26 protein-coding genes are annotated in these 24840 nt (G+C 63.9%); 16 read left to right on the forward strand and 10 right to left on the reverse strand.

Going from position 1 to position 24840, the window contains the following annotated elements; all coding sequences use genetic code 11:
- Positions 1-8: 8 nt before the first annotated feature.
- The 4 genes from VIG32_05165 to VIG32_05180 are packed head-to-tail and all read left to right on the forward strand — an operon-like array spanning position 9 to position 2762.
- Complete coding sequence (locus tag VIG32_05165; GenBank protein HEY8297392.1) at positions 9-518, forward strand: hypothetical protein; 510 nt, start codon at positions 9-11, stop codon at positions 516-518.
- A gap of 50 nt (positions 519-568) precedes the next feature.
- Entirely contained in the window at positions 569-961 is a 393-nt protein-coding gene (locus VIG32_05170; protein ID HEY8297393.1) for a GntR family transcriptional regulator, read from the forward strand.
- A 59-nt stretch (positions 962-1020) separates the two neighbouring features.
- Positions 1021-1899 (forward strand): slipin family protein, encoded by an 879-nt coding sequence (locus tag VIG32_05175; GenBank protein HEY8297394.1) that lies wholly within the window; start codon positions 1021-1023, stop codon positions 1897-1899.
- Positions 1896-2762, forward strand: a complete 867-nt coding sequence (locus VIG32_05180) for an alpha/beta fold hydrolase (protein HEY8297395.1) — start codon at positions 1896-1898, stop codon at positions 2760-2762. Before VIG32_05175 ends, VIG32_05180 begins: the two co-directional genes overlap by 4 nt.
- Before the next feature lie 7 nt (positions 2763-2769).
- Here the strand turns inward: VIG32_05180 and VIG32_05185 are convergent, their stop codons facing one another.
- On the reverse strand, positions 2770-4482 hold the full coding sequence (locus VIG32_05185; protein HEY8297396.1) for a M3 family oligoendopeptidase: 1713 nt from the start codon (positions 4480-4482) through the stop codon (positions 2770-2772).
- 9 nt (positions 4483-4491) lie between these two features.
- Positions 4492-5001 carry a DoxX family membrane protein gene (locus VIG32_05190; protein HEY8297397.1) on the reverse strand — a complete coding sequence of 170 codons (510 nt, stop codon included), beginning with the start codon at positions 4999-5001 and terminating at the stop codon, positions 4492-4494.
- Positions 5002-5087: 86 nt separating this feature from the next.
- Here VIG32_05190 and VIG32_05195 point away from each other — a divergent pair, with 86 nt between their 5' ends.
- On the forward strand, positions 5088-5441 hold the full coding sequence (locus VIG32_05195) for a winged helix-turn-helix transcriptional regulator (protein HEY8297398.1): 354 nt from the start codon (positions 5088-5090) through the stop codon (positions 5439-5441).
- Positions 5411-8539: a hypothetical protein gene (locus VIG32_05200; protein HEY8297399.1), complete on the forward strand. Its 3129-nt coding sequence runs from the start codon at positions 5411-5413 to the stop codon at positions 8537-8539. The genes VIG32_05195 and VIG32_05200 overlap by 31 nt, the downstream gene beginning before the upstream one ends.
- A gap of 18 nt (positions 8540-8557) precedes the next feature.
- Here VIG32_05200 and VIG32_05205 read toward each other — a convergent pair whose 3' ends face one another.
- The gene (locus tag VIG32_05205) at positions 8558-8725 is read right to left on the reverse strand and encodes a hypothetical protein (protein HEY8297400.1); all 168 of its coding nucleotides are present in this window, start codon (positions 8723-8725) and stop codon (positions 8558-8560) included.
- A gap of 214 nt (positions 8726-8939) precedes the next feature.
- Here VIG32_05205 and VIG32_05210 point away from each other — a divergent pair, with 214 nt between their 5' ends.
- Together VIG32_05210 and VIG32_05215 are read left to right on the forward strand one after the other, a co-directional pair.
- Entirely contained in the window at positions 8940-9485 is a 546-nt protein-coding gene (locus tag VIG32_05210) for a 2OG-Fe(II) oxygenase (protein ID HEY8297401.1), read from the forward strand.
- 73 nt (positions 9486-9558) lie between these two features.
- A complete protein-coding gene (locus VIG32_05215; protein ID HEY8297402.1) occupies positions 9559-10392 on the forward strand; it encodes a hypothetical protein in 834 nt (277 codons plus the stop codon).
- 4 nt (positions 10393-10396) lie between these two features.
- Here VIG32_05215 and msrA read toward each other — a convergent pair whose 3' ends face one another.
- The gene (gene msrA / locus VIG32_05220; protein ID HEY8297403.1) at positions 10397-11041 is read right to left on the reverse strand and encodes a peptide-methionine (S)-S-oxide reductase MsrA; all 645 of its coding nucleotides are present in this window, start codon (positions 11039-11041) and stop codon (positions 10397-10399) included.
- 97 nt (positions 11042-11138) lie between these two features.
- Between msrA and VIG32_05225 the strand changes: the two genes are divergently transcribed.
- A complete protein-coding gene (locus VIG32_05225; protein HEY8297404.1) occupies positions 11139-11966 on the forward strand; it encodes a hypothetical protein in 828 nt (275 codons plus the stop codon).
- A 30-nt stretch (positions 11967-11996) separates the two neighbouring features.
- Positions 11997-12629 (forward strand): MarC family protein, encoded by a 633-nt coding sequence (locus tag VIG32_05230; protein ID HEY8297405.1) that lies wholly within the window; start codon positions 11997-11999, stop codon positions 12627-12629.
- Here VIG32_05230 and VIG32_05235 read toward each other — a convergent pair.
- Entirely contained in the window at positions 12626-13660 is a 1035-nt protein-coding gene (locus tag VIG32_05235; protein HEY8297406.1) for an aminotransferase class V-fold PLP-dependent enzyme, read from the reverse strand. The genes VIG32_05230 and VIG32_05235 overlap by 4 nt on opposite strands.
- A gap of 105 nt (positions 13661-13765) precedes the next feature.
- On the opposite strand from VIG32_05235, the gene VIG32_05240 reads away from it, so the two are divergent.
- Positions 13766-14215: a hypothetical protein gene (locus tag VIG32_05240; GenBank protein ID HEY8297407.1), complete on the forward strand. Its 450-nt coding sequence runs from the start codon at positions 13766-13768 to the stop codon at positions 14213-14215.
- A 4-nt stretch (positions 14216-14219) separates the two neighbouring features.
- Here the strand turns inward: VIG32_05240 and VIG32_05245 are convergent, their stop codons facing one another.
- Positions 14220-15194: a hypothetical protein gene (locus tag VIG32_05245; protein HEY8297408.1), complete on the reverse strand. Its 975-nt coding sequence runs from the start codon at positions 15192-15194 to the stop codon at positions 14220-14222.
- Positions 15195-15322: 128 nt separating this feature from the next.
- Here VIG32_05245 and VIG32_05250 point away from each other — a divergent pair, with 128 nt between their 5' ends.
- From VIG32_05250 to VIG32_05265, 4 genes are read left to right on the forward strand one after another with little or no spacing between them, the layout of a single operon-like run.
- A complete protein-coding gene (locus tag VIG32_05250) occupies positions 15323-15904 on the forward strand; it encodes a hypothetical protein (GenBank protein ID HEY8297409.1) in 582 nt (193 codons plus the stop codon).
- The gene (locus VIG32_05255) at positions 15895-16575 is read left to right on the forward strand and encodes an ABC transporter ATP-binding protein (GenBank protein HEY8297410.1); all 681 of its coding nucleotides are present in this window, start codon (positions 15895-15897) and stop codon (positions 16573-16575) included. Before VIG32_05250 ends, VIG32_05255 begins: the two co-directional genes overlap by 10 nt.
- Positions 16568-17230: an ABC transporter ATP-binding protein gene (locus VIG32_05260; protein HEY8297411.1), complete on the forward strand. Its 663-nt coding sequence runs from the start codon at positions 16568-16570 to the stop codon at positions 17228-17230. Before VIG32_05255 ends, VIG32_05260 begins: the two co-directional genes overlap by 8 nt.
- A complete protein-coding gene (locus VIG32_05265; protein ID HEY8297412.1) occupies positions 17227-19863 on the forward strand; it encodes an ABC transporter permease in 2637 nt (878 codons plus the stop codon). The genes VIG32_05260 and VIG32_05265 overlap by 4 nt, the downstream gene beginning before the upstream one ends.
- A gap of 4 nt (positions 19864-19867) precedes the next feature.
- Here the strand turns inward: VIG32_05265 and VIG32_05270 are convergent, their stop codons facing one another.
- Positions 19868-20068 carry a hypothetical protein gene (locus VIG32_05270; GenBank protein ID HEY8297413.1) on the reverse strand — a complete coding sequence of 67 codons (201 nt, stop codon included), beginning with the start codon at positions 20066-20068 and terminating at the stop codon, positions 19868-19870.
- A 107-nt stretch (positions 20069-20175) separates the two neighbouring features.
- Complete coding sequence (locus VIG32_05275) at positions 20176-21807, reverse strand: AarF/UbiB family protein (GenBank protein HEY8297414.1); 1632 nt, start codon at positions 21805-21807, stop codon at positions 20176-20178.
- Positions 21808-21919: 112 nt separating this feature from the next.
- Between VIG32_05275 and VIG32_05280 the strand changes: the two genes are divergently transcribed.
- The gene (locus tag VIG32_05280) at positions 21920-22303 is read left to right on the forward strand and encodes a GNAT family N-acetyltransferase (protein HEY8297415.1); all 384 of its coding nucleotides are present in this window, start codon (positions 21920-21922) and stop codon (positions 22301-22303) included.
- Between the two features lie 3 nt (positions 22304-22306).
- On the opposite strand, the gene VIG32_05285 is transcribed toward VIG32_05280, so the two are convergent.
- Both VIG32_05285 and VIG32_05290 read right to left on the reverse strand, forming a co-directional pair.
- Complete coding sequence (locus VIG32_05285) at positions 22307-22846, reverse strand: GNAT family N-acetyltransferase (protein HEY8297416.1); 540 nt, start codon at positions 22844-22846, stop codon at positions 22307-22309.
- Between the two features lie 243 nt (positions 22847-23089).
- Entirely contained in the window at positions 23090-24835 is a 1746-nt protein-coding gene (locus VIG32_05290) for a chloride channel protein (protein ID HEY8297417.1), read from the reverse strand.
- Positions 24836-24840 lie beyond the last annotated feature (5 nt).

Here is a 24840-nt window from a genome sequence, read left to right on the forward strand (position 1 = left end):
CCTCGACGGTGATATTCCCACTTGCCGCACTCTCGCTCACCCTGGTTCTCAACGGAGCGGTCGTGCGAACGTATCTCCCTGCATACTTGGAGCGAGGCCGCGTGCTCGCGCCGGTGGATCCCGTTGTGACGGCGGTCGCCGATCGCATCGGCTACGACGGAGCCACGATGATCGTCACGCGCGGCGACCGGTTCTCACAGGTTCGCCTCGCGCGCGCACCGGCGCCCAACGCGCTGGCCTCGACCTACGTCGCGATCGCTCCCATTCTGCGCGACCTCGGCGACGTAGTGACGTACGATCCGCTCCTGCGCGTCTTGACGATCACCACGCCGGACGCGCGCGTTGTGGCACTCCCGACCCCGTTCAACCCGGCGGTTCCCGAGGCGAGGCCGAGCGTGGTCTTTACCCCGCAGCCCGTCTCGACGCCGCGCCCCGTTTTCACCGGCCGGCCCGTCCCGCGACGAACGCCGGTTCCGCTCTCGTCGATGACCGGCGCGACGCCCCGACCCGGATCTTGACGGCTCGACGCCGGCGGCGTATAGTCTTAGTGTCCTAATGTATTAGGACAATGGAGGCCATGAAGGCTCACGAGTTCCGGTTGGACGATCGTTCCGGATTGCCGGTCTACCTGCAGCTTCGCGATCAGATCCTGCACGCGATCGCCCGCGGCGCCCTGCGCCGCGGCGATCGACTGCCGACGGTTCGCGAAGTTGCGGTCGCCCTGCGGGTGAATCCCAACACGGTCAATCGCGCGTATGCCGAACTCGAACGTGACGGCGTCCTCGAAACGCAGCGAGGGCGCGGCACGTTCGTCTCCGAGGCGCCGCGCGGGGAGATGCGTCCGCATCGTTTGAAGCTGCTCGAACTCGCCGAGCGTTTCGTCGCGCAAGCGCGTTCGCTCGGCTTTGAGGCCGACGACATTCTGCGCGCCGTCAACACTCAAAATCGCAAGCAACGTTAGGAGAGGCTATGCCCATACCGATCCTCACTCCGTCAACAGCGTCGCCGAAGGTTCGGCCGGTGACCAAACCCGCAGTGCACGCCGGCAATTCGATCTCGTGGACGCTCGCCGCGTTGATCGCAATCGCCGGCTTTGTTACGACGGTGCGCACGAACGCCGCCGGTTATCTCGTGGGCGCCGTCGTGCTCGCCGTGCTCGTGCTCGTCATGCTGCAGGTTGCCAAGGCCTGGGAAAAGGCCGTCATCTTGCGCGCCGGCCGCTTCCGGCGCTTGGCAGGTCCGGGCATCTTCGTGATCTTGCCGGCCATCGATAGTATCGCAACGTGGGTCGACCAGCGCGTGCAGACGACCACGTTCACGGCGGAGGAGTCGCTGACAAAAGACACGGTTCCGGTCGACGTCGACGCGGTGCTGTTCTGGGTCGTTTGGGACGCGCAGAAAGCCGCGCTTGAGGTCGCTTCGTACGGCGAAGCGATCGCCTGGGCGGCGCAGACGGCGTTGCGCGACATCATCGGCACGACGACGCTCGCCGACCTGCTCTCGAGCCGGCAGACCGTCGATGCGTATCTCCAAAAAGCGATCGACGCGCGCACCACACCCTGGGGCATTACGGTGCAGTCGGTGGAAATCCGCGACATCAAGATTCCCGACGTGCTGCAGGACGCGATGTCGCGCCAGGCGCAGGCCGAGCGCGAACGCCAAGCACGCGTGATTTTGAGCGAAGCGGAGAAGGAGATCGCGCAGGCGTTCGTCGATGCCGGCACGATCTACGCGAGCAATCCGGTCGCGCTGCATCTACGCGCGATGAACATGCTGTACGAAGGGTTGAAGGAGAAGGGCGCGATGATCGTCGTGCCGAGCACGGCCGTCGAAACCATGGGGCTCGGTGCGATTACGGGCTTGAGTTCGATGGCCGCGCAGAAGGGAGCCGACGCGTGAGTCTCATCGCGATCGCGGCGCTTTCAATCGGTTTGGCAACGTCGCGCGATCTCACGTTTCGTTCGGCCGACGGAAGCGTCTTGTCGGCCACGCTCTCTGCGCCGGCGGCCGCCCAAGGCCGGCTCCCGGCGGTGGTGCTGCTTCACGGCAGCGGACCGCAGGATCGCAACGAAACGATCGGGCCGAACAAGATCTTCGGCGATCTGGCCGATGCGCTCAACGCGGCCGGCTTCGTCGTGCTTCGCTACGACAAGCGCGCGGTTGGGAAGAGCACCAGCGCGACGCCGGTCTCCAACGTCGTGCGGCAGAATTTTCTCGACGACGCGCGCGCGGCGGTGGAGGCGGCCGCCGCCGACCCGCACGTCGACGCGTCGCATCTGTACGTCATCGGCCACAGCGAGGGCGGCGAGCTCGCAATGGCGCTCGCGCTCGACGGCGTCCCCGTGCGCGGGCTCGTCCTGATGTCGCCGCTGCCGATGTCGTACAAACGCATTATCGACCTGCAGCTCGCGCGCGAGCACGTGCCCGCCGAAATGGCCGCGCGCTTTCGGCTGGCGGAGAATCTGCCCTTTATCAAGAGTTACGACGGCGTCGATCCGACGGCGGAGATCGCGGCCTTGCGCGTGCCGGCGTTCGTGATGCACGGCGGCAAAGACATTCAAGTGACCGGCGCGGACATCGCGCCGTTTCTGGCCGCAGCGCGGGACCGGCCGAACGTGACCGAGCGGGAGTTCCCCGACGACGATCACCTGTTCTTCGCGTTGCCTGCCGGCGTCGCTTCGACGGGCGCCGAATACGTCGAACCGCACGGCGTGGACCCGTCGGCACTCGCAGCCATCGTCGCCTGGCTGCGCGCGCATTGACGCGGTCTTAATCCAAGTCGAGTACGCGCCGGGCGCGTTCGACCACGCCGCGCAGCGCGCCGCTGTCGAATGGCGAGCGAAGTCCCGCCGAGCGCACGAGCGCTTGAAACGGCGCCTCGCCGCCGCGCGCGCAGAGGGCCGTGTAATCGGCGAGCGCGCCGTCGTAATCGTCGAGCGATTTCACCCAGAACTGCAGCGCGCAGCACATTGCGAGCGTGTAGTCGATGTAGTAAAACGGCATTTGATAGATGTGGCGCTGATGTTGCCAAAACCCGCCGCGTTCGAGGTGATCGATACCGCCGTACCGGCGCCACGGAAGGTAGCGCTCCTCCACGTCTTTCCAAAACTGATGGCGCTGCGCCGGCGTTGCATCCGGGTGTTCGTAGACGAGATGCTGAAAGTGATCGACCGCGGCGCCGTACGGTAAGAAGAGCAGCGACGTCTGCAGGTGCTGTTGACGGTACCGCGTCGCGTCGCCGTTGAAGAACCGTTCGAGTTGCGGCCAGGTGAAAAACTCCATCGACATGGAGTGTACCTCGCACGCCTCGTACGTCGGCCAGAGATAATCGAGCACCGGCGTCTCGCGGCTGGAGTAGTTTTGAAAGGCGTGCCCCATTTCGTGGACGAGCACGTTGACGTCGTGCGTGGTGCCGTTGAAATTGGCGAAGATAAACGGCAAGCCGTAGGTCGGAAACGACGTGCAAAATCCGCCGCCGGCCTTACCGGCGCGATTCTGTAAATCCAGAAATCCGCCATCGATCATCAGGGTTCCAAACTCGCCTACGCGATCGCTCACGCCGTCGAAGGCCTTTCGCGCCGCGTCCATCATTCCGTCGAATCGCTGCGGCGGTTTCGGTGCATCCGCGCGGCTAAAGATATGCTCGTCCCAGAGCGCGATGCGGTCGAGTCCCAGTTCGCGCGCCTGCCGTTCGACGATGCGCTGCGCCAGCGGAACGACCTCGCGAACGATCTCGTCGCGATAGCGCGCCACGTCGCTCGGACCGTAGTCGGTGCGCGAAAGACGGCGGTACGCCAGACCGACGAAGTTCTCGAAGCCGAGCTTCACGGCCATCCCGTGGCGCAACCCGACCAGGTCGTCGTAGATCCGGTCGAGATCGGCCCGGTTGGCGGCATAGAAGGCCCACTTCGCCTGCGCCGCTTCCCGGCGAACGTCGCGATCTGGGTGCTCGTCGAATTTGCCGATGCCGGAGAGATTCAATCGCTCACCGCGAAAATCGAAGCTCGCCTGCGCGAGCAGCGCGACGTAGTCGTCGCAGCGCTTGGATTCTTCGACCGAATCCGCTTCGATAACGGGCGTGTAGGAGCTAATGTCGGCCTGCCAGAGAGCGAACGCATACGAACCGATCTCGCGCTCGAGCGCGTCTCGCTGCGAGCTAGCGAGGAACAGCGCCTTGACGACGTTGTTCAACCCGGTTACCTTCGGGCGCAGAGCGTTTAGGAGATCGAGGTGCGCCTTGGCTGCCGCATCGCCGGTGTTTTGTTGAAAGCGCAGCTCGACGAGATTTCCCCACGTATCGAACGTCCGCCGCAGATCGTCCCACTCGCGAAAGACGTCGAGCCAGACCGATGCATCTTCCGAGTCGACGAGTCGCGAACGCAGCGATTCGTAACGGGCTTCGAGATCTGCAAGCGAGGGCGTTTGCGCGTCGACATCCGTAAAGCGACGCGCAGGCAAAAACTGCGGCGGTGTATCGAGCATTTCACGAGGCTACACCGTGGCGGGTTTATCACCTGTTTTGTGACGGACCAACAAATTGGCTATTGCCAAAACGACGCCGGCGAGAAGAAGAATCCCGGTTACCTTGGCGGTGCTCAAGGCCGCGAGTCCGACGAGCGCATCGAGGGAGTAGGCGCCGAAACCGGCCGCCGCGAAGGCCAGAGCCCCGGCGATGTAGAGGCTCGGCATTTCCCAGCCGTTGCCGGTCGTGAAGAACCCGTTTCCGATATGGACGCTGAAGATCGCCACGAGCATGACGCATAGCACGATCGCCGGGCCGACCGCTCCCAGCAACCCGAGCGCAACCAGGAGTCCTCCGCCTAACTCACCGAGGCCCGCGGCAGCCGCAAAGAGCGTTCCGGGGCGGTAGCCGAGACCCTCAAAATAGCCGCCAGTGCCCTTGAGCCCGTAGCCGCCGAACCAGCCGAAGAGTTTTTGGGCCCCGTGGGCCGCGAGTCCCAGGCCGATGATGAGTCGTGCGATCAAAAACAGGGCGTCCATCGTTTACTCCTTCGAGAAGTAGTTCTTGCTATAGTCTACTTACTTATGGTAGCCTAATAACGAAAGTATACGGAGCACGAGCACTCATGTCAACTAGCCGTTTAGAATCGTCGCCGGCCGCGCACCTCGATGCGGGGCTCTGCCCGCGCTTCCACCGCGCGGTTGAATTGATCGGACGCCGTTGGACCGGCGCGATCGTTCGTACGCTCCTCTCCGGCCCGAAACGCTTTAACGAGCTGCTGGCGGCGATCCACGGCATCTCGGACCGTCTGCTGACCGAGCGCCTACGGGAACTCGAGGCCGCCGGTATCGTGCGCCGCGAAGTACAAACGGCGTCGCCGGTTCGCGTGGTCTACACGCTTACCGAACGCGGCGAGCAGCTCGAACCCGCACTCGACGAACTCGGCAAGTGGGCCGAACGCTGGATCGAACTGCACTGAAACGCCGGCTCGTCTTTGCCTGCGCGCTCCTGTCTTGCGCCTGGTTTTTCGCGGGCGCCGTGCGCGGCGCGCAAAACGCCTTCGGCGATCTGCACTACCGATGGATCGGGCCGGCCGTCATGGGCGGGCGTCTCGATGCGGTCGCCGGCGTGCCCGGCAATCCGAATCTCATCTATCTCGGCCACTCGTCGGGCGGCTTGTGGAAATCGAACGACGGCGGCCTGACGTTCGCGTCGGCGTTTGAGGCCGGAACGTCGTCTTCGATCGGTGCGATCGCCATCGAGAAGCGAGATCCCAACGTCGTCTACATCGGCACGGGCGAAGGCTTTCCGCGCAACACGGCCGAGGCCGGCGACGGGATTTGGCGGACGCGCGACGGCGCGAAGACGTGGACGCACCTGGGCCTGGCGCGCAGCGGCAGTATCGCGAAAATCGCCCTCGACCCGGCCGACGATCGGGTCGTTCTGGCGGCGGCCATGGGCGACGAATTCGCGGCCGGCGGCGAGCGCGGCATCTATCGTTCCGCCGATGCGGGCGCACATTGGTCGCGCGTGCTCTACGTCAATTCAACCACCGGTGGAAGCGACATCGCATTCGATCCCCGCCGCCCGAACATCGTGTACGCGGGCACGTTCGACTATTTGCGACGGCCGTGGACGATGCGCAGCGGCGGCGCGGGGAGCGGCCTGTGGCGCTCTTCCGACGCCGGCCGGAGCTGGTATCGACTCACCGGCGCGCGCGTTCGCAACGGACTTCCGAGCGGGCCGATCAACCGGGTCGGCGTGAGCGTCTGTGCGAGCGCCCCCAACGTCGTCTACGCCTTCGTCCCGGTGCGCGGCGGAATGCTCTATCGAACGCTCGACGGCGGCGCGCACTGGAGTCTGCGCAACGCGAGCCAAGACATCAATTTTCGGCCGTTTTACTTCTCGCAAATACGCTGCGATCCGCACGATCCGTCGCGCGTCTACGCCGTCGCCGGCGGGTTGCTCCGTTCGACCGACGGCGGCCGTACGTTTAAGGGCGCGGGAGGCGGCGGCGACAACCACGATCTCTGGATCGATCCGCGCAATTCCAACCGCATGCTCGACGGCAGCGATATGGGCTTTCATTTTACGCTCGACGGCGGCAGGACGTGGAGCTACGACGACGTCGTTCCGTTCGCTCAAGTGTATCGCGTGGGGTACGACTTCGCGCAGCCGTATCACGTGATGGGCGGAATGCAGGATCACGAAGTGTGGCGGGGACCGTCGACGAAATGGTCGCAGAGCGACGCGGTGGGCAATGGCGACTGGCTCAACATCTCCGATTGGGGCGACGGTCAATACGCAATGGCCGATCCGCGCGATCCGGCGATCGTTTACGAAGATACGCATTTCGGCGATTTGGCGCGTCTCGATTTGCGCACGCAAGAACGCCGAGACATCTCGCCGCAGCCGATCGTCGCTTTCGGAACCGGAGCCGGAACCTACAAATACCGTTTTAACTGGAGCGCGCCGCTGCTCGTCTCGCGGCTCGATCCCGACGTGCTGTACTTCGGCGGGAACGTGCTCTTTAGGAGTGTGGATCGCGGAGATTCGTGGCGCGCGATCAGCCCCGACATCACGCGGTGCACGGCGGAGCAGTTGGCGGCGAGCGGCGGCCCGATCACTTTTGATAACACGAACGCCGAAACGTACTGCACGATCTACTCGATCGCCGAGGATGCCGCGAGCGCGCAGACGCTCTGGATCGGAACCGACGACGGTCACATCTCGCTCACGCGCGACGGCGGTGCCACCTGGACCGACGTAACGGCGCGGCTTCCCGTTCCGGAGCCGGCGCGCGTCTATGCGATCGCCGCGTCGCCGACGCGGCCGGGCGTTGCGTACGCCGCCATCGACCGCCACCAGCAGAACGACTATCGCTCGTACGCGCTGGTAACGCGCGACTACGGCGCGACGTGGTCGCGCATCGATTCGGGGCTGGCCGGCTACGTGCACGTGATACGCGAAGACCCCGTCGATCCCGCGGTGCTTTATGCCGGCACCGAGTCCGGCGTCTTCGTGTCGCTCGACGGCGGATCGACCTGGTCCGACTTGCGGCTGGGCTTGCCGCACGTACCGGTTTACGACCTGGCGATCCATCCCAGGGATCACGATCTCATCGTCGGCTCGCACGGGCGTGGATTCTATATTCTCGACGATCTCGGCGCGATCGAACATCTCGCGCGGGCGCGCGAGAGTGCCGGCCCCACGCTCTTTGCACCGATGCCGGCGATCCGGTACGAATCCGCGACGTATCACCAAAGCGGGCGCGGCGCATTCGCCGCCGAGAACAAACCGTACGGGGCGTTGATCTCGTTTTACTTGCCTCGCGTTCCGCCCGCCGCACCAAGGAAAAAACCACAGGTTCAAGTGCAGATTCTCGATCGGAGCGGAACGGTCATCGACGCATTCGAAACGGCCGCGCACGCGGGAATCAACCGTACGGTGTGGGACTTGCGGATGCAACCGGCAGCGGGGCGCGCGCGGGTCGCCGACGCCCGTCCGTATTACGTCTTCTACTCGCTGGCCTTGCGCGGACCACAGGTGCTGCCGGGGACCTACACCGTTCGGCTCAACGCGCTCGGCACGAGCGAGAACGCTCCAATCGAGGTCCGGATGAGCCCGCGCGACTCGGCAACGACGGCGGGGTTGCGCGCGCAGCAGACGGCGATCGAGCAACTGGTCGCAGCCGGAGAGAAGGGCGAGGTAGCCATCGCCCGGGTTACGGCGCTGAAACGCCGCATCGGCGCGTCGCTTACGAAAACGCGCGACGTGCGGCTGCGCGGCGACCTCGCATCGCTCTCCACAGCGCTCGACGGCGAACTCGACCGCCTGCGCAATGCGGACCCGAGCGGCTATCGCGCACCCGCTCGTCTCGTGGAACAGCTGGCCTACGTACGCGACACGATCGAATCGTACGACGGGCCGCCGACGGCGGCGCAAACCGCGCTGATCGAGCGGTACGGCCGTCAAACCGACGAGGTGACCGCAGCTATCGACGGCCTTCTCGCCGCACGCCTGCCGGCGATCGACGCCGGCCTGCGGGCGCAGAACTTGGCCCCGCTGCAGCAGTAACGGCGGCCGAGCGGTCGATTATCTTCGGTCGGGATGCTCTCCGCGTTCGATCTCACCGTCGGTAATCAGCCGTTCGTTCGAGAGCATCCCGGTATCGTCGGCGCTGATGATCGCATCTTTACGGCTCTCGTCATCGTCGTGGGGGTGCGCGCCGGCATCCGATTTCTTGGCCTGCTTTTCGTCCATCCTGCACGGTTCTGCGGCAAGAAACGGAATGCATGCGTCACCATCCATGGCGTACCATGGACGAATGCTTATGCCCACGCTGGTCTCGGAGCAGACCGAGAGCGACCTTTGGGAACGAGGATACGCCTTGATTCCCGGCGCTATAGATTCCGCTCGATGCGGCGAACTGCGCGACATGTACGAGGAACCTTCGCTTTTTCGATCGCGCGTCGTTATGGCGCGACATCATTTCGGTCGCGGCGAATATCAATATTTCGCGTATCCGCTTCCGGCACTCGTCGAAGGATTGCGAAACGGCGCCTACGCCCAACTCGCGCCGATTGCCGATCGCTGGAACGAGGCGTTGGGCGTGCCGGCGCGCTTTCCGGCGACGCAGCAGCAGTTTCTCGCGCAGTGTTTTGAAAGCGAGCAGCGGCGTCCGACGGCCTTGCTGCTGCGTTACGGTGCGGGCGACTACAACTGCCTGCATCAAGACGTCTACGGCCCGGTTGCCTTCCCGTTTCAGTTAACCGCCTTTCTTAGCGAGCCGGGCGAGGACTTCGACGGCGGCGAGTTCGTCCTGGTCGAGGGACGCCCGCGCTCGCAGAGCCGCCCCATATGCATCGTGCCGCGCCGGGGCGACGTGCTGATCGTACCAAACAAGTACCGGCCCGTGCGGGGCGAGCGGGGCTTTTATCGCACGACCTTCCGGCACGGGGTGAGCGAGGTTCGCCGCGGCGAGCGTTTCACGCTCGGGATCATCCTGCACGACGCTCTTTAGCCGCGTCCGTTACGTTTTGCAGGCTCGCTGCGTTCTCTCTATCGAACCGTTTACCGACGACATGGGATCACGCATGCAGATTTTTCGTACCGCCCTGGTGGCGATTCTCGCGGCCGGGATCCTCGGGGCAACGCCGGCGACCGGGACGCTATCGCCTCAAAAAACGCTGGCTCGCATTCGTGCGGTCTTCCGTTCGCATCGCCCTCCGGCACCGTACGTTACGTATACGCTCGTGCGCGCGCAGCAAGCCGCGAACGGGTATCCGGATTATCCCAATAGCTACACCTATCATCTGTGGTGCCGCACCTCCGACAACGCATGCCTCGGACGCAAGGTCTTTCGTGAAGACGCGCGCGGTCCGCTCGAGTTTCTGCAGCCGGTCTTTAACGAAGACGTCGATCCGGGTCCGCCGACGGCCGACCTCTTCCAGAAGGCGCGCGTGCGCCGTCAGGCCGGGGAGCCGAGTCCGACTCCCGCGCCGAGTCCGCCGCTCGCGGTCATCGGTTCGGTCACGGCGCTCGGCGAGACCGAATACAACGTGACCTCGATGGCGATCGAGGGGGAGTTGCTGCACGTGAGCGTCGTTCCGCGGCGCGACGTCGATCGCAATCGCTTGCGCGAAATTTGGGTCGACAAACACACGTACGAGTTGAAGAAGATCGTCGCTACCGATAAGCTCTTCGTCTTACACGATAAGGTCTATCCGGTCGCCTTTACCATAACGATGGGCGAGCATCGCGGGCGGCCCGTCGTGACCGATATTCACGGCGTCGTGGGCGGCGGCTACGACGACGACGGGGCGATCGTCGATTACCACTTTGAGAATATTATCTTCCCCGTCTCGCTGCCGTCGTGGTATTTCAACCCCCGCGACTACGCGACGTACGCGAGCCAATCGCCGGAGTAGCGATTTACCGAACGAGCTTCGGAAACTCGTGGCGAAGGCGCACGACTTTCGGTAAATCGTTTATCACGATGTAGGGGTCGGCGGGATTGTGCAGCGCAAAGTCCTGGTGGTAGGCCTCTGCGGGATAGAACGCTTTAAGCGGCACGACTTGCGTAACGATCGGTTTATCGAACGCGCGGCGCTTTTTTAGCTCCGCGATCGCCGCGCGCGCTTCACGCGCTTGTTGCGGGGTAGCGAAGAAGATCGCCGATCGGTATTGCGAACCCGTGTCGGGACCCTGGTAGTTGCGCTCGGTCGGATCGTGCGCGACCATGAAGTACACGCGTAGAAGTTGATCGAACGAGATCTTCGACGGTTCGTACGTGATCTCGACCGATTCAGCCTGGCCGGTCTGCCCGGTGCTCACGATGTCGTAGTGCGCCGTGGCCGCGTTCCCGCCGGAATAGCCCGCCACGACCCGGTCGACGCCGGTCAGCTTTTCGAAGACGAGTTGCATGCCCCAGAAACATCCGCCGGCGAGCACGACGTGCTGCGTCGTCGAGGCCCGCGGCGGGGTTTGGGCCGCCGGAGCGGCGACCGGCGCGATGAGACCGAACGGCAAGGCAAGCAGCGCGAGGAGCTGCACCGAATACTTCATGGAACGTTTCACGGTAGTATAACGCTATCGCCGCCGCCATGGATGACGGGCGGCCGTCGCGTCTTTTTCAGAGGATGGAGGCTCTTTCACACGATGCTCCGGATTTCGCATGCGCGTTAGCTCGCTGCTGCTGCTGGCCGCCCTGTGGGGGGCGCCGCCCCCGGTACTCGCCGCCGCCGGTGCCACGCCGGTCCCGACGGCGACCGCCGCCCCCAGCGACCCCTGCGGCGGTTCCGGGCGATTGCTCGCTACCCTCAATCGGCCGACGGTTGGATTTAGCGCTTGCGCGGCGGCACCGAAAACGGTCCTGCTAGAAGTCGGCTATCAAAACCAAGAAACCGGAAGCGACGCGCTCGCTTCGCGAACCAGCCAGTATCCGCAAACGTTCGTGCGGGCCGGGCTGAGCCGCGGTGTCGAGCTCGACGTGATCGGTCCAAACTTCGCAGGCGGCGGCGCATACGATTCCGGTCTGGGCCTTAAGTACGAACTTCCGCCGTCGGGAAAGTTCACGGTCGCAATTGACGGACTCTATACGAGTCCCAACGGGTCGCCGTTGCTAACGGCCGGCAACGCTACACTCACCGGCAATCTCGATATTGCGTACGCGTTGGACGAAACCACCGGGATCGGCACGACGCTCGCGCTCGCCAGCACGGGCGGGTACGCAGCCGACGGAACGCACGCGCGATACGGCGTCTTCATGCCTTCCTTCGTGGTCACGAAGCAGTTGCCGAACTTCTATCAACTCTACGGTGAGTACGTCTACGCCTCGCGCGTGGCACCCGACGCGGGCGGACGCGCCTTTGTGGACTACGGGGTGCAGAAGCTGCTGGGGCCGAGATTCGAAATAGACGCCGAGTTGGGGAATTCTCTCACGGGCAATCCCGCAATGCGTTTTCACTACGTCGGATTCGGATTCGGCATCGCGCTGCCGTAGCGGCGGGATAATTCTGGTATGATGCAGAGCATGGACGTTCGGTTTGCGGCCACCGCGTTTGCGACGGCCTTCACGATCATCGACCCGCTGGGAATGATCCCGCTGACGCTCGCCGCGACCGCGCGAACGCACGTCGACAAGCGCCGCGAAATCGTCGATCAGGCCGTACTCGTTGGGGCGGGCGTGATTTTAGTAATGGGTCTCGTCGGCCGGGCGATTTTAAACTATCTGGGGATCACGTTGCCGGCGTTCACGATCGCCGGCGGCATTCTGCTCTTTCTCATCGCCATCGACATGCTCTTCGCGCGGCCCACCGGAGCGAAGCGCACGCCCGATGAGGAACGCGAAGCGGCCGCGGTCGAGAATCCGGCGGTCTTTCCGCTGGCGGTGCCGATGATTGCGGGACCCGGGACGATCGCAACGGTTCTCTTGCTCGTGAGTTTGGCCAAGGGCGACCGGCTCGATCTGCTCATCGTCGCGCTCGCCTATGCCGTCGCGCTCGTCGTTGCGTGGCTGTGCATGCGCGGATCGACCGTGCTGCTGCGCGTGATCGGCAATACGGGCGTCCATGTCGTAACGCGTTTGTTAGGCATCATTCTGGCGGCGCTCGCGGTGCAATTCGTCCTCAACGGTATCGTTCAATCGCCGCTGCTGCATCGCTAAGATCGTAACGCGGCGGCCGCCGCATCGGCGTCGGCCTCGCAATTGTAGATGTGGAACGAGAGTCGCACGCGGCCCGCACGAACCGAGGCACGAATGCCGGCGCGCTCGAGCGACTCGTACCCGTCGTTCGAATCCAGATACACGATCGGCGACGACGGCGGTTCGAGATCCATCGCATCGCAGAACCGGCGAGCGAGCATCATGTCGTGCGCCTCGATGCGCGCGATACCGATCGATGCGAGCATATCGAGGGAGACGGCGGTGCCGACCCACGAAAACCAGGCCGGCGACGTATCGAGCCGGCGTGCGGTGCTTTGCGATATGCGATTGGGAAGCCCGAACAGATTGTTATTCGGATCCTCGGTCGCGTACCAGCCCGCGTGAAGCGGCGGGACCGATGCCAAACGATCGGGCCGGACGGTGAGAAATGCGCTGCCGCGCGGGCCCATCAACCACTTATAGGCGTGGCACACGTAGAAGTCGATCTCGCGAGCGTCGGTGGGAAGCCAGCCGCACGCCTGCGTGCCGTCGACGCAAAGCTGCGTCCCGGTTTGTTTGCACTTCGCAAGGAGTCGCGCGAGATCCGCGACTTCACCGCTTCGCGCCTGTACGTGGCTCACGACGACGATGGCGTGCGACGCGTCGATCGAATCGGCGAGTGCCGCGAGTGGAACCGCGTCGACGCGGACGCCGCGGTGCTCGTGCACGGAGAAGGGAAAAATCGTCGAACTGAAGTCGTTCTCGGCCGTTAACACGCGGGCGCCGTCGGGAACCGAGGCGGCGATCAGGCCGATCAGTTCGGAGACGGTGGCACCGACGGCCACGTTGCACGGCTCGACGCCGAGGATTCCCGCAAACGTAATGCGGGCGCTCTCGGTACTGGCTTCCCACGCGTCTTCGCTCGTGCGTCCGGTTCGCCAGTTCTCGAGCGCGGCGACCGTTGCGTCGAATGCCGGTTTTGGCGGAAGACCGTAAGTCGCGGTGTTGAGATAGATGCCGCGTTGTTCCCAAAAGTCGCCGATCTCGCGCATGACGCTCCCAATAGAACGCGGGTCGTAGCAATGTCCTGCAAAACGCGTACGAAGCGCTCGCTCGAGTGCGAGGAGTTCGTTTACGCCGCTGCAAAAGGCGGCCGTATGTTGAAGCGTTCACTCTACAGTCTGTTCGCGTGCGCCCTGAGCGTATCGCTATTCGTCGCTCCCGCCGGCGCGGGCACGATCTCCGGCGGTGCCGGTCTATTCACGCAAAGCGGAAACGGTGCGTCGTCGACGGGCGGGGCGGTATTTTTGAGTTCGGGGCGCGCGGTTCCGGTGCTGCCGGCGTCGATCGACGTGACCGGGCTGCTTCCGCTCGGCAGTAAGGGCGGCTACGCGCTTACGGTTGAAGGCCGGGCCGGCGCGGCGGGATTCTACGGCGGTGCCGGTGTGGGAGTCGGGCAGCTCGGCGGTGCGAAGAGCACCGGCATCTTCACCGCGTTCGTCGGCGCAAAAGTTGCGCCGTTCACCTCACTCGAACTGCGCGGCTACACCGCTGCCGGCAACACCGGCGCCAACGCGGCATTACTCGGCCTGCGCTTCCAGCTCTAAACCGCTAGTTCTTCGGTTCGACGATCGCCTTGTCGGAGGACGAGGCGAATCCGTTCACCCAGAGCGGCGACCACTGCGTCGGCGAGATCGCTTGAAACGAAATGCTCGCGCGATCGTACGTATGCGGACCGACGCTGACCGGCGCGTCCGCGGTCTCGGAGGCGATGTACTGCACGCCGTCGACGGTTCCGAACGTGATGGTCCAAGGCACCATCGCCTGCGGCGTCGTGAAATTGCCCGCGGTGACGATCTGCGTGGTTGCGTAGGTTTGCGGGTCGATCCACATCTCGCGTAGGCGCAGGCGCGCCGGATCGTGCACCGGATGCAGCGAGAGGTGATAGGCGGGTTGTCCGTTCACGCGCTCGGTGCCGTCGAACGTGACGACGTAATCCCGGGCTTGCGCGCTGACGCTGGCAATCTCTTTGAGCGTGCCGTCGCTATTAAGTTCTTGCGCCTTGGCGGCCGGCATCGGGTCGTTGAACTGCCTGCGTATTTGGGCGACGAGCTGATCGCTCGTAACGCTCTGCTCCGGCGCAACGTACGGTGCGAGACCAAACGAGTAGTTGGGCGCCAGCAGCGGGATGCCGAGAAAATCTACGGCCTCTTCGGGATTGCCGACGCGCTTGTCGACGATCGTTTGATACTGGCGTTTCGGACGAATATGCAGGTTTATGCCCGTCGGAACGTGCGGCGCCGCGTGTTCCTCATCGCTGATCGCATTGACGTGAACGACGTCGTGCAGCGCGTCGTAGACGGAGTGATAGTGGTTCGACTTCGTGACGCCGCGTTCGTCGACGCTCACCACGATCGTGTAGGCGAGATAGTCGGGGTACTTCTGCGCCAGCCAAACCGTGCGGGCGTGGCCGTAGATGGAATACGCCGAAGTGCCCGCCGCCGCCAACGTATCGCTCGCGCGCGCCGCGCTCGCCTGGGAGGCCAGTAACAACGCGCAAATCAATGAAAATCGCGGCCAGTGCATCGGCTACCTCCTTCCCCGAAACGCGCCTCGTTCATCTGCGGTTCCTCGCGCAGGCGAGCGTCCCCTTACGTTAGCGTTCATCGAAGCGTCATTTATTCGGGGTATGCTAACGTCCAGGAGGATCGAGAATGCAACAGCGTTGGTGGCCGGCCGTACTAACCTTGGCGCTCGTCGCAAGCGGGTGCTCGCAACAGCAAAGCGCCTCGACGGCGAGCGTTGCGACGGCGGCCCCGCAGGCGGCGGCGCCGCATGCCGCACAGGCCAATCCGGCCGGCGACATTCCCGATACGCAGCTCTTCGTGCCCTACGCGTCGAGCGGCGGGTATTCGGTGCTCGCGCCCGAGGGCTGGTCGCGTAGCACCCAGGGTTCCGACGTCACGTTTACCTGGCACTACGACGGCGAGCGCGCCGTGGAGACTCGGGGCGCATCGAGCACGGGTGCGGCGCTCGCGGCGATTCGATCGGCCTTTGCCGGCGTCCGCGATGCGAAGGCGAAGACCGTCACGCTCCCGAGCGGTCCGGCAACTTTGATAACCTATACGTCGGATTCCGCGACCGATGCGGTGACGGGCAAGCGGATTCGTCTCGAAAATAACAGCTACGTTTTTGCACGCGGAGGTAAGAGCGTGCGCGTCGATCTCTGGGCACCGCTCGGCGCCGACAACGTCGATCAATGGCGTAAGATTTCGCGCAGCTTCGCGTGGAAGTAGCCGCGGCGAGACCCACCCTCGAAGCGCACGATCTCTATCGGTTTTACCACGCCGGTGAAGAAGAGACGCTCGCGTTGCGCGGAGTCTCGCTGGCAATTGCGGCCGGCGAAACCGTGGCGGTGATGGGGCCGTCGGGGAGCGGAAAATCGACGCTGCTTGCGTGTCTCGCGGGCTTGGACGAACCCGACGGCGGGTACGTCGTCGTTGACGGTACTCGCTTAACGCGCCGTTCGGAAGGCGATCGCGCCACGATTCGGGCGCGCAAAATAGGCATCTTGCTGCAATCCGGAAATTTGATCGGCCACCTGACCGTCGCGGAGAACGTCGCGCTGCAGCTGCAGCTCGCGCACCGTTCAACGGGCAAACGCGTCTCCGAGCTGTTGCGCGCCGTCGGACTCGAAACTCGCGGCGGTTCCCGTGCGGATCATCTTTCCGGCGGCGAGACGGCGCGCGCCGGACTCGCCATCGCGTTAGCGGTCGATCCGCCGCTGATCTTGGCGGACGAACCCACGGGTGAAGTAGACGCTCAAACCGAGAAACGATTGCTCGAAATGCTCGATCGCCGCAAAGCGGCAGGCGGCGCGACGCTGGTTGCAACGCACAGCGAGGCGCTGGCGGCCTGGGCCGACCGAGTCATTCGCCTGCACGACGGACGCGTCGTCAATGAGTGATGCGCTGGTGGAGGCGCGAAACGTCTCGCGAAGCTATCGGGTCGGCGGATCGGAGATCGTCGCGCTCGTCGATGCGAGTTGCAGCATCGAAGCCGGCGCTCGCGTCGCGCTCGTCGGACCGTCGGGCAGCGGGAAGTCCACGCTCCTGCAGATTCTCGGCGGGATCGACGCGCCGACGGGCGGTGCCGTTCGCTGGCCGGCGTTTGGAACGATCGACCGGCTGCGTCCGCACAACGTCGCGTTCGTATTCCAAAATATGAGTTTACTCGCACCGCTGACGGTTCTTGAGAACGTCGAGCTGCCGCTGCTGCTCGAAGGCGAATCCCAATCGCGCGCGCGCGCCGGCGCGCTGCAGATGTTGGAATCCATCGAACTCGCAGGTCTTGCGGAGAAGCTGCCGGAGGAACTGAGCGGCGGTCAGGCCCAGCGCGTCGCGTTCGCGCGCGCTCTGGTTGCGAAGACGCCGCTCGTCTTAGCCGACGAACCGACGGGGCAACTCGACGGACCGACTGCGGAACGGCTGCTCGATGTCGTCATGCGATCGCTCGAGGGCACGAAGACGGCCCTCGTCATCGCCACGCACGATCGCGCCGTTGCGGCGCGCATGGAGCATCGCTGGAGTATGGAGCACGGCATCTTGCGGGTGAGCGAATGATCGTCGTATGGTTGCGCGGATTGATCGGTACGCGCTCGGGCCGCCTCGTTGGAGCGATAGTCGGCGTTGCGCTGACGATCGCGCTGTTGGCGGCGATCGGGTCGTTCGTCTCGTCGAGTTCCGCGCAGATGACGGCGCAGGCGATCGCCGGCGTCTCGGTTGACTGGCAAGTCCAGCTCAACCCAAGCGCCGATCCGATGTCGATTCGCTCGGCAATCGCCAAAGCGACGCCGTACACCGCGCTCGAGCGCGTGTGGTATGCAAACGTCGCCGGCTTTCAACTGACCTCGAAGGGCTCCACGCAAACGACGGGCGCCGGCAAAGCGGTGGGTCTGCAGAACGGGTACTTGAAAGCGTTTCCCAACGAAGTGCAGTGGCTGGTCGGTGCTCGTAGCGGCGCGCTGCTCTTCCAGCAAACGGCTGCGAACCTGCACGCGAGTGTGGGCGACACCGTCACGATTCGCCGCGTTGGGTTACCGCCGGTGCGCGTGAAGGTCGCCGGCGTGATCTCGATGCCGAACATCGATTCGTTCTTTCAAGCGGTCGGATTGCCGCCGGGTGCGGCGCCGCAGGCGCCGCCCGATAACGTCGTGTTGCTGCCCGAAGCGCAATGGCACGCACTCTTCGATCGGCAACGGATCGTGCGTCCGGACTCGGTGCGCGAACAGTTCCACGTGCGTATCGGTCACGCGCTTCCGGCGGATCCCTTAGCGGCCTACGCGGCCGTTACGGGCGAAGCCAAAAATGTCGAAGCGCGAATAGCGGGCAACGGCATCGTCGGCGACAACCTGGCGGCCAAATTGCTCGGAACGCAGGCCGACGCGCTTTACGCGCGCGTGCTCTTTTTGTTCCTCGGGATTCCCGGTGCGATCTTGGCCGTACTGCTGACCTTCGCCGTCGCCGGATCCGGCAACGTGCGGCGGCGCCGCGAGCAGGCGCTTTTGCGGGTACGCGGAGCGACGACGCGGCAACTCTTGAGTTTGAGCGGCGTTGAGGCCCTCGTCGTCGGAGTCGGCGGCGTACTCCTGGGACTGATTCTGCATGCCGCGCTCGCTCGCGGACACGTTGCGAGCGCGCCGGCTTGGATCGTTATCGCGGCGTGCATCGGCTTTGCCGTGGCGTTACTCGCGATTCTCGTGCCGGCGTGGCGGGAAGCCCGACTCACGACCGTCACCGCGGCGCGCGCGGTCGTTGGACGCGCCGTCGCGCCGCTTTGGGAGCGCCTCTTTCTCGATCTGATCCTGCTCGCGGTTGCCGTCGTGGTCTTTTGGCAAACGGCGAGTACGGGCTATCAGGTGGTTTTGGCGCCCGAAGGCGTTCCGCAAACCTCGGTGCATTACGAAGCGTTTCTGGCGCCGCTCTTTCTGTGGATCGGCGCGGGCTTGCTCACCGTGCGCGTTTGGCGTTCGATCGTAACGCGCGGCCGGCCGGGCGTGGCGGCGGCCTTGCGCGGGATCGCCGGACGGCTCTCCGGCGTCGTCGCGGCCTCGCTCGATCGCCAGCACGGCGCGGTAACCCGCGCGATTCTGCTGGTGGGGTTGGCGTTCGCTTTCGGCGTCTCGACGGCGGTATTCAATGCGACCTACAACGCTCAATCGCGGGTGGACGCGCAACTCACCAACGGTGCCGACGTAACCGTGAGCGGATTGACGAGCGCGCCGCCATCGGCGAAACTCGCGCAATTGCGTGCGATCCAAGGGGTCACCGCCGCCGCACCAATGCAGCATCGGTACGCCTACGTGGGCAGCGATCTTCAGGACCTCTACGGAATCGATCCGCATACCATCGGGTCGGTTACGCCCATGTCCGACGCGTATTTCGGGAACAATAACGCGCGGCAGACCTTAGCGGATCTAGCCGCTCATCCGAACGGAATTCTCGTTTCCGAGGAGACGGTTACGACGTATCAGTTGCATCTGGGCGATAGCCTGACGCTGCGGCTGCAGAACGTGCGCACGCATGCGTACGTGCCGGTGAAATTTCGCTTTATCGGCGTGAGTCGCGAGTTCCCAACGGCACCCAAGGATTCGTTTCTGATCGCGAACATGGCGTACGTCTCGCAGCAGACCGGTTCGAACGCGGCCGAAGACGTGCTGCTCAACGTGAAGAACGGCGCGATCGCCTCGGTCAGCCGTAGTGCTGGGAAGATCGTCGCGGGTCTGCCGGGGGCGAAGGTGACCGACGTTCTGCAGAGCCGCCGCAAAGTCGGCTCGAGTCTTACCGCGATCGACTTGCACGGATTGACGGCGATCGAACTGATCTTTGCGGTGCTATTCGTGGCGGCATCCACCGGCCTGTTGCTCGCGCTAGGCTTTACCGAGCGATTGCGGGCGTTCGCGATTCTGAGCGCGATCGGCGCGAAGGACCGGCAGCTCGGAGCGTTTCTGTGGAGCGAAGCGGCACTCGTCGTGGTCGCCGGCGCGGCGTTCGGCATCGTGCTGGGCTTTTTGATCGCGCAAATGCTCGTGAAGGTGCTGACCGGTGTTTTCGATCCGCCGCCGTCGGCGCTCACCGTGCCATGGCTCTACCTTGCGATTCTCGCGATCGCCGCTCTGGCGTCGAGCGCCGTGGCCGTTTTGGTCGTGCTTCGCGCGACCAAAAGCGCCGTCGTTGGAGCGCTACGCTCGCTCTAGGCGATCACCTGGCGTGATGCCGTGCCATAACCGTGGTAATGATTTTGAGCCCGCCCGTGTTGGTGCCGGAGTTCGACGCGACCGTGAATCGCCCGAGAGCCGCGAATCCGAAGAAAACGAGGAGAAGCGCGGCGACTAGGCTGATGACGAGCCGGCTAAAACCCGGTCCGATGTGAGGACTGTGGGGTGCATGAAGCGCATGCATGGGAGCCTCCTGCTCGAACTATTAACGAATTAATTGGTTCGACCCAAGTCTACGCTTGTCCGCATCGCCTGTCAATCAAAGAGTTTTTAGAAAATTGTGCCCGCGGTTCAACCGCGTTTGCGAAACGTCGCCCAGGCCGTTCGAGTGACCCACAAAACGGCAATCACGATGGCGAACCAGAGTACCCAACCGATGGCGCCTTTCCACCCTCCCGGGTGGTAGACGGCGAGCAAAATCGTGATGCCGACGATGCAGGCGGCGGCGATCATCGTTGCGTTCGCGCGTTCGACGATCCGCTCGAAGCGCGTGAGGACCGGCTCGAGATCTTCGAGGCGCGTCCAGACGCGCAGATTGCCGCGCTCGATATCGGCCAGCACCCGATCCGCGCGCCGCGGCAGCTCCAAGCTGAGCTCCGCAGCCTCCCTGGTAGCCTGCCGGGCTCGTTCGGCCCATTGCTCCGGATTCAATTGCGCGAGGGTTACTTTGCTGGTTATCGGCTTGAGAAAGCTCGAAATCGTTTTGCCCGGCGCGATGGCGAGAATCAATCCTTCACTCATCGCAATCGCTTTGAAGAGAAAGGCCACCGAAGCCGGCATGCGCAGCCCGTACTCGCGGATGAGATCGAGCATTTCTCCGAGTGCGGCCCCCATTTGAACCTGCTCGAGCGAACTGCTCATATAGCGGTCGAGCAAGCGGCCGATCTGTGCGCCGAAGGCGACTCGATCGACCGGCGCAAGCGGCGGCGCGAGATCGATGAGGTGATCGCTCACGCGCTGGGCGTCGTGGTGTTCCATGGCCAGAAAGATGTCGCCCAGACGGCGGCGCTGCTCTTCGGAGAGCCGGCCCACCATGCCGAAGTCGATGATGCCGACCGTTCCGTCGGACCGGATCAGAACGTTGCCGGGATGCGGATCCGCGTGGAAGATGCCGTGTACGAAAGCGGGCTCGAGGACGAAGCGGGCGATGCGCTGCGCCGCGGCTTCCTGGCGCTTTTTGGTGAGGGAGAAATCTTCGGTCGCTTTCGTGCCTCGCACCAGCGTCAGCGTCAGGACGTGGGCCGTGGAACGATCCCAGATGACCTCAGGCAACTCGAAGCCGCGCTCGTCGCCGAAGAATCCGCGAAAGATCTCGATGTTGCGCGCTTCGCGCGTGTAGTCGAGCTCCGCGCGCAGCATGTCGCCGAATTCTTCGACCAGCCCTTCGACATCGTGATCTGCGAAATCCGGAAAGTGTTTTTCGGCAGAGGCAGCGAGTCCGTTCAGAATATCGAGATCGCGTTCGACGACCGCGCGGACGCCGGGTTTGCGCACTTTGACCACGACGTCGCGGCCGTCGGCGAGCGTTGCGACGTGAACCTGCCCGATCGAGGCGGCGGCCAGCGGAATGGGATCGAACGTGGCAAAGAGCTCCGCGGTCGATGCGCCGAGTTCGTTTTCGATCTCCGTTACGATGATGGCCGCGTCGAGCGGAGCGACGGAGTCCTGAAGCTTTGCAAGCTCGTCGCGATACTGTGGCGGCAGCAGGTCGCCGCGGGTCGAGAGAATTTGCCCGAGCTTGATAAACGTCGTGCCGAGCTCTTCGCAAGCCAACCGTAATTGCTCGGCCTGAAGCTGGGCCCGCTCGCCGTCGGGATGAAGACGCATGCCGGCCCCGGCCGCGGCCAGACCGTGCTTGGCTAGGACGCCCATGATTTCGCGGTAGCGTTCGGAACGCGTTCCGGAGCCGTCGTGTTGCTGCATGAACGTGTTGTTTCCCAAAAAACGGAGGGCGGCACCACTTCGTCCAGAAGCGTCTCGGCGGTTGAACAGTATGCCGGATTTTGCCTACGCAGTACCCGCGGACGTTGTCGCGATGAAGGAGATCGACCGGCTGGCGTTTCCGGCCGACGAGCAGTACGAAGACGCGTTTTACGCCGCGATCGTTGCCGAGCGCCGGTTTCGAACGATCGTCGCCGCGGGCCCCGCGGGGGACGTCGCCGGCTACGTCTTACTGGATCTGGACGCCGATCCCGTCCGCCTGCGTTCGATCGCCGTCCATCCGCGGCACCGCGGGAGCGGCTACGGCAGCGCGTTAGTGCGTCGCGCCATCCAAGAAACGGGCCAAGAACTCGAACTGTTGGTGGAAGAAAACAATGCGGCCGCGATGCGTCTGTACGCGCGACTCGGATTCGAATTCGTCGAAAACACGAGCGGTGTACCGCGCCGAAAAGCGATGCGTTTCCGGCCCGTTACATGACGTCTACCGCGTAAACAGCACCGTGGACAGACCGTGCCAGGTCGTACGCTCGGATTCCATATAGCCGCATTTCTGCGCGACTCGGATGGACGCAAGATTTTCCGGATCGATCAGGCAGACGGTGCGAGCCGATCCGAAATGAGCGTCGCCCCAGGCAATCGCCGCACGGACCGCCTCGGTCGCGTAGCCTTTGCCGTGAAAGGGAGTTGCGAGTGCCCAGCCCAGCTCCGGCATGCCGTCGATCGACGGCTGCATATCGCGCTTGAAATCGGCGAATCCAAGTTCGCCGGCGAAATTGCCGCTAGCCTTGTCTTGGATGGCCCAATAGCCGAAGCCCAGCAGCGCCCAATGGCCGACGTAACGCATCAGCCGCCCCCAGGTTTCCATTTGCGTGGAGGGTTTGCCGCCGATGTAGCGCGTAACGATCGGATCGGCCCACATCGCGGCGCAGGCGGGAAAATCCTCGAGCCGGTGAGCGCGCATGACCAGACGCGGCGTTTCGATAACCGGAGCGTGTGCGGCAAAATTGCTGTCAGCGGACATACGTCGAGTTACGGATCGCAGCCGGCGCTACCCTCCCGATGGTTACTGTGAGATTTCGTCGATTGCGCGGATAGCGCGGACGTTCGCCATTGCCGGCGCGAATTCGTCACTCGTTTGCGGGAACTCGCTCGCGACGATTCCGACTTCGATGCCGCCGAACGCGTTGACGTGCGGCAGGAAGGCGAGTGCGTGAGCATCCGCGTCGAGCTACCCGTCCACGCTAAGCCGACGAGCGGTTAACCCCTATGGATCTGCGGCGTTGCGATAGGCGTCGAGTACGTCGCGCCGGGTGACGATACCGAGCAGTGTGCCGTCCGAGGGATCGACGACAGGTAACAACGGTGTGCCTAGGTCTGCCATGAGCGTTGCGGCTTGTTCGAGCGTATCGGCTCGGGTGAGTTTAGCGGCGCTTTTACGCGCGATCTCGCGGACGAGCGTCGATGAAGACCCCGCGGCGAGTGTGGCCGCGATATCGGTAGCCGTCACGAACCCGGTGAACTTTCGTTCCTCGGAAACCGGCACGACAAATTCCTCGCTGCCGTGCAGGCGTTTGGCGACGTCGGCGACGGTCTCGCCGGCGTGGGCAACGATCGGCGGCTGCCGCTCTACGACCGTTACACTTACGCGCGTCAAGAGTCGCGGGCGTCGAACCGTCATCCAATCGATGCCTTGACGCACCAGTTTCATTTCGTAAACGGTGTGCCCAAGCAATCGACGGCCCAGCACCGTCGCAATGACCGTGCAGATCATTAGCGGCAGGATGATGGTGTAGTCGTCGGACATTTCGAAAACGATCATAATCGCGGTGATCGGGGCTTCGGCAGCGGCCGCGAACACGGCAGCCATCCCGACTAGGCCGTAGGCGGCGGCGTTGGCCGTCCAGGCGGGAAAGATGTCATGCACGATGCGGCCGAATGCATCGCCGAGCATAGCCCCGGTGTAGAGCGATGGAGCAAATACGCCGCCGCTGCCGCCACCGCCGAGTGTAAGTGAAGTGGCGAGTGGTTTGAGTACGGCGAGCATGAGTGCGTGCCGCGCCGGCACGTGACCGTCGAGCACCGATTGCATGCTGCCGTAGCCGACTCCGAGAACCTGCGGCACCCAAACTCCGATCAGGCCCACCACGCCGAAGGCAATGGCCGCTTTCAGGAGCGGATGGAGTTTCCAGCGTTCGAAGCCGTCCTCAAGGATGTAGAGAAAGCGCACAAAACCAAACGCCCACACCGCGGCGACCAGTCCTAGAATTGCGTAGAGTACCAGCTCCCACGGAGAGGCGAGGTAAAACGCCGCCGCGTTAAAGGACGGATGGTTTCCGAAGAACGCGCGGCCTATGACCGCTGAAACGACGCTCGCGACGACGATAACCGCAAACGAACGAGGTGCGAAGTCGCCGATAATCACCTCGTTCGCGAAGAAGACCCCGCCGATCGGGGCATTGAACGTCGCGGAGATCCCAGCGGCCGCGCCGCACGCTACCAGGGTCCGTACAATTGGTGCTGGAGCTCGAACGATTTGCCCGATGACCGAACCGATTGTTGCGCCGATTTGAACGATCGGCCCTTCGCGCCCGACGCTTCCGCCGAAGCCGATGCAGGTTGCCGAGGCGAGACTTTTTACCGCGATGATACGCGGACGCATGATGCCGCCGCGCAGTGCGACCGCGGCCATCACCTCGGGAACGCCGTGACCCTTAGCTTCCTTTGCAAATCGTTCGACCACGAACGTGGTGATGATGCCACCGAGGATCAGTACCGGAACGACGCTCGCGTGGCCGAGAAACGCGAGGTGCGGGCCAAGCCAGCCGAATGCGAACGCACCTTCGCCGGAGATCAAACGACGAAAGAGTACGGCCCCGAATCCACCGCCGAGGCCGACAATAATCGCGGCGAGCAGTAGGAACGTGCTTTGGCTAAGAGATACCCGGCCGATAGTGAGGCGGTATCCGCGTTCGGTCTCGACGTAGCTCGCTTCTGGAAATGACAGGCGCACCCGTC

This window comes from Candidatus Baltobacteraceae bacterium, from assembly GCA_036559195.1.
Taxonomy (GTDB): Bacteria; Vulcanimicrobiota; Vulcanimicrobiia; order Vulcanimicrobiales; family Vulcanimicrobiaceae; genus JALYTZ01.

Coding starts and splice junctions, on each gene's coding strand:
- VIG32_05190 (HEY8297397.1), bottom strand. CDS start 5,001: ATGGACGCCCTGTTTTTGATCGCACGACTCATCATCGGCCTGGGACTC.
- VIG32_05245 (HEY8297408.1), bottom strand. CDS start 15,194: ATGCACTGGCCGCGATTTTCATTGATTTGCGCGTTGTTACTGGCCTCC.
- VIG32_05230 (HEY8297405.1), top strand. CDS start 11,997: ATGGACGTTCGGTTTGCGGCCACCGCGTTTGCGACGGCCTTCACGATC.
- VIG32_05215 (HEY8297402.1), top strand. CDS start 9,559: ATGCAGATTTTTCGTACCGCCCTGGTGGCGATTCTCGCGGCCGGGATC.
- VIG32_05225 (HEY8297404.1), top strand. CDS start 11,139: ATGCGCGTTAGCTCGCTGCTGCTGCTGGCCGCCCTGTGGGGGGCGCCG.
- VIG32_05275 (HEY8297414.1), bottom strand. CDS start 21,807: ATGCAGCAACACGACGGCTCCGGAACGCGTTCCGAACGCTACCGCGAA.
- VIG32_05280 (HEY8297415.1), top strand. CDS start 21,920: ATGAAGGAGATCGACCGGCTGGCGTTTCCGGCCGACGAGCAGTACGAA.
- VIG32_05185 (HEY8297396.1), bottom strand. CDS start 4,482: ATGCTCGATACACCGCCGCAGTTTTTGCCTGCGCGTCGCTTTACGGAT.
- VIG32_05285 (HEY8297416.1), bottom strand. CDS start 22,846: ATGTCCGCTGACAGCAATTTTGCCGCACACGCTCCGGTTATCGAAACG.
- VIG32_05270 (HEY8297413.1), bottom strand. CDS start 20,068: ATGCATGCGCTTCATGCACCCCACAGTCCTCACATCGGACCGGGTTTT.
- VIG32_05260 (HEY8297411.1), top strand. CDS start 16,568: ATGAGTGATGCGCTGGTGGAGGCGCGAAACGTCTCGCGAAGCTATCGG.
- VIG32_05210 (HEY8297401.1), top strand. CDS start 8,940: ATGGCGCGACATCATTTCGGTCGCGGCGAATATCAATATTTCGCGTAT.
- VIG32_05265 (HEY8297412.1), top strand. CDS start 17,227: ATGATCGTCGTATGGTTGCGCGGATTGATCGGTACGCGCTCGGGCCGC.
- VIG32_05170 (HEY8297393.1), top strand. CDS start 569: ATGGAGGCCATGAAGGCTCACGAGTTCCGGTTGGACGATCGTTCCGGA.
- VIG32_05250 (HEY8297409.1), top strand. CDS start 15,323: ATGCAACAGCGTTGGTGGCCGGCCGTACTAACCTTGGCGCTCGTCGCA.
- VIG32_05235 (HEY8297406.1), bottom strand. CDS start 13,660: ATGCGCGAGATCGGCGACTTTTGGGAACAACGCGGCATCTATCTCAAC.
- VIG32_05240 (HEY8297407.1), top strand. CDS start 13,766: ATGTTGAAGCGTTCACTCTACAGTCTGTTCGCGTGCGCCCTGAGCGTA.
- VIG32_05195 (HEY8297398.1), top strand. CDS start 5,088: ATGTCAACTAGCCGTTTAGAATCGTCGCCGGCCGCGCACCTCGATGCG.
- VIG32_05205 (HEY8297400.1), bottom strand. CDS start 8,725: ATGGACGAAAAGCAGGCCAAGAAATCGGATGCCGGCGCGCACCCCCAC.